The organism is Bradyrhizobium sp. WSM2254, assembly GCF_000472645.1.
Lineage (GTDB): Bacteria > Pseudomonadota > Alphaproteobacteria > Rhizobiales > Xanthobacteraceae > Bradyrhizobium > Bradyrhizobium niftali.
Genome location: NZ_AXAB01000096.1, coordinates 1 through 2,428 on the forward strand (window position 1 = coordinate 1; position 2,428 = coordinate 2,428).

The following is a 2,428-nucleotide window of genomic DNA, read 5'->3' on the forward strand; positions in this document are numbered from 1 at the left end:
CAGGCCTTGGCAGGACAAACTCCCAAGGCCTTCGCCGCTACCAAGGCCACCCCGATCCAATCAGCGAATTATTGAACATCGACAGCAATGACGGAAAATGAGGCGCCATCCGACACCAAACCCGCCCTTCGCCCCCGCGAAATCCGCATGGCTTTGCCGCGTTCCCGGCGCTAAAAGACGCCGGTCATACGGAGCAAGTCATGCAAGATCTCTGGCGCCTGTCGGCCGCCGACCTCGCCACCCTCGTCAAGGCCAAAAAGGTGTCCGCCAGGGAGGCGGCCAAGGCCGGCCTCGACCGCCTGGACGCTGTCAATCCAAAGCTTAACGCCGTGATCGACCACCGGCCGGAGGACGTGCTCAAGCAGGCCGACGCCGTCGATGCCGCAATTGGCCGGGGCGAGGACCCCGGCGTGCTGGCTGGCGTTCCCGTCACCATCAAGGCCAATGTCGACCAGGAGGGCTTTGCCACCACCAACGGCCTAAAACTCCAGCGCGACCTGATCGCGCGGGAGGACAACCCGGTCGTCGCCAATTTCCGCAAAGCCGGTGCGATCCTGCTCGGCCGCACCAATTGCCCGGCCTTCTCCTATCGCTGGTTCACCACCAACCTGGTCCATGGCGACACCAAGAACCCCCGCGATGCCGCGCTGACGCCGGGCGGCTCGTCCGGTGGCGCCGGCTCGGCGGTCGCGGCCGGCATCGGCCACATCGCCCATGGCACCGACATCGCCGGCTCGATCCGCTATCCCGCCTATGCCTGCGGCGTGCACGGCTTGCGCCCGACCCTCGGCCGCATCCCCGCCTTCAATCCGGCGCTGCCGGAGCGTCCGATCGGCCCGCAGATCATGGCTGTGTCGGGCCCCCTGGCGCGCACCGTCAACGACATCAGGATTTCGCTTGCGGCAATGGCGGCGCGCGACATCCGCGACCCCTGGTATGTGCCGGCGCCGCTGGAAGGCCCCGCGCGGCCGAAGCGCGCCGCGCTCTGCCTCAACCCGGACGGCCTTGCGACCACGCCGGAGGTGAAGGCGGCGGTGACCGATGCCGGCAAGCGCCTCGAGCGTGCCGGGTGGACCGTCGATGTGATCGAGAACCCCCCGCCGATGCGCGAAGCGGTCGAGTGGCAGATCAAGCTTTGGCTCGGCGACGGCTATGGAGCGCAGCTAGAGGCGGCCGAGCGCGAGGGCGATCCCGGCGCGCTGGCCTGCCTGCGCGGCAACCGCAGCAGGGTGACGCCAATGGACCAGGCCAACTACGCGAAGGCCCTGACCCGCCGCGCCACGCTGACCCGCGACTGGATGCTGTTCTTCGAGACCTATGCGGTGCTGCTGACGCCGGTCTCCGGCGAATTGCCGTTCCCGGATCATCTCGACCGCAAGGACGAGGAGTCCTTCAAGCGGGTGTGGGAGGCGCAATTGCCGCAGATCGCGATTCCCTTCATGGGCCTGCCGGGCCTCGTCGTCTCCACCGGCCTCGTCGGCAAGGCGCCGGTCGGCGTGCATATCGTGTCCGGCCGCTACCGCGAGGATCTGTGTCTGCTCGCCGGCGAAGCGATCGAGGCGGGCGGCGTGCCGCCGTCGCCGATCGATCCCGTGGGTTAGCGATGTCCGCGATCTACGACTTCAAGGCCAACTCGCTTCTCGGCGAGGAAGTCGCCCTGCGTCGCTTCGAGGGGCAGGTGCTCCTGATCGTCAACACCGCGAGCAAATGCGGCTTCACGCCGCAATATCGCGGCCTGGAGGATCTCTATCGCGATCTCTCGCCGCGCGGCTTCTCGGTGCTGGGCTTTCCCTGCAACCAGTTCGGCGCGCAGGAGCCGGGGCCGGCGAGCGAGATCCAGGAATTCTGCTCGACCCATTACGACGTCACCTTTCCCCTGTTCGAGAAGATCGACGTCAACGGCGCCCATGCGCATCCCTTGTATGAGTACCTGAAACGCCAGCAATCCGGCCTGTTGGGCGCCTCCATCAAATGGAATTTCACCAAATTCCTGGTGGACCGTGCCGGCCGGGTGATCGCGCGCTACGCGCCGACCGCACGGCCCGAAGGATTGCGGCAGCAAATCGAGACCCTGTTATGAGCGAGACAATCATGAGCGACGAATTTCCGGACCGCCTGTCGGTCGATCCGAACAGCCCCTATTACAACGCGGACATCCTGGCGCGCGACGTCGGCATCCGCTTCAAGGGCATCGAGAAGACCAATGTCGAGGAGTACTGCATCAGCGAAGGCTGGGTCCGCGTCACCGCCGGCAACGCCAAGGACCGCTACGGCAACCCGCTGACCATCAAGGTGCATGGGCCGGTGGAGCCGTATTTTCGAGACAAGAAGTAGGCCGCGGCGCGCCACGTGTCGCGCTGCCGTCATGCCCGGGCTTGACCCGGGCATCCACGTCTTCGTCCTCGCTCGGTGGCCAAGACGTGGATGG

The 2,428-nt window shown here is 66.4% G+C and carries 3 protein-coding genes; all 3 read left to right on the forward strand.

What is annotated here, in order from left to right; all coding sequences use genetic code 11:
• The first annotated feature begins 200 nt into the window (after positions 1 to 200).
• The 3 genes from A3M7_RS0137625 to A3M7_RS0137635 are packed head-to-tail and all read left to right on the forward strand — an operon-like array spanning position 201 to position 2,334.
• The gene (locus tag A3M7_RS0137625; protein WP_027548490.1) at positions 201 to 1,601 is read left to right on the forward strand and encodes an amidase family protein; all 1,401 of its coding nucleotides are present in this window, start codon (positions 201 to 203) and stop codon (positions 1,599 to 1,601) included.
• 2 nt (positions 1,602 to 1,603) lie between these two features.
• A complete protein-coding gene (locus A3M7_RS0137630; RefSeq protein ID WP_027548491.1) occupies positions 1,604 to 2,080 on the forward strand; it encodes a glutathione peroxidase in 477 nt (158 codons plus the stop codon).
• A complete protein-coding gene (locus A3M7_RS0137635; protein ID WP_027548492.1) occupies positions 2,077 to 2,334 on the forward strand; it encodes a DUF3297 family protein in 258 nt (85 codons plus the stop codon). Before A3M7_RS0137630 ends, A3M7_RS0137635 begins: the two co-directional genes overlap by 4 nt.
• The last annotated feature ends 94 nt before the right edge of the window (positions 2,335 to 2,428 follow it).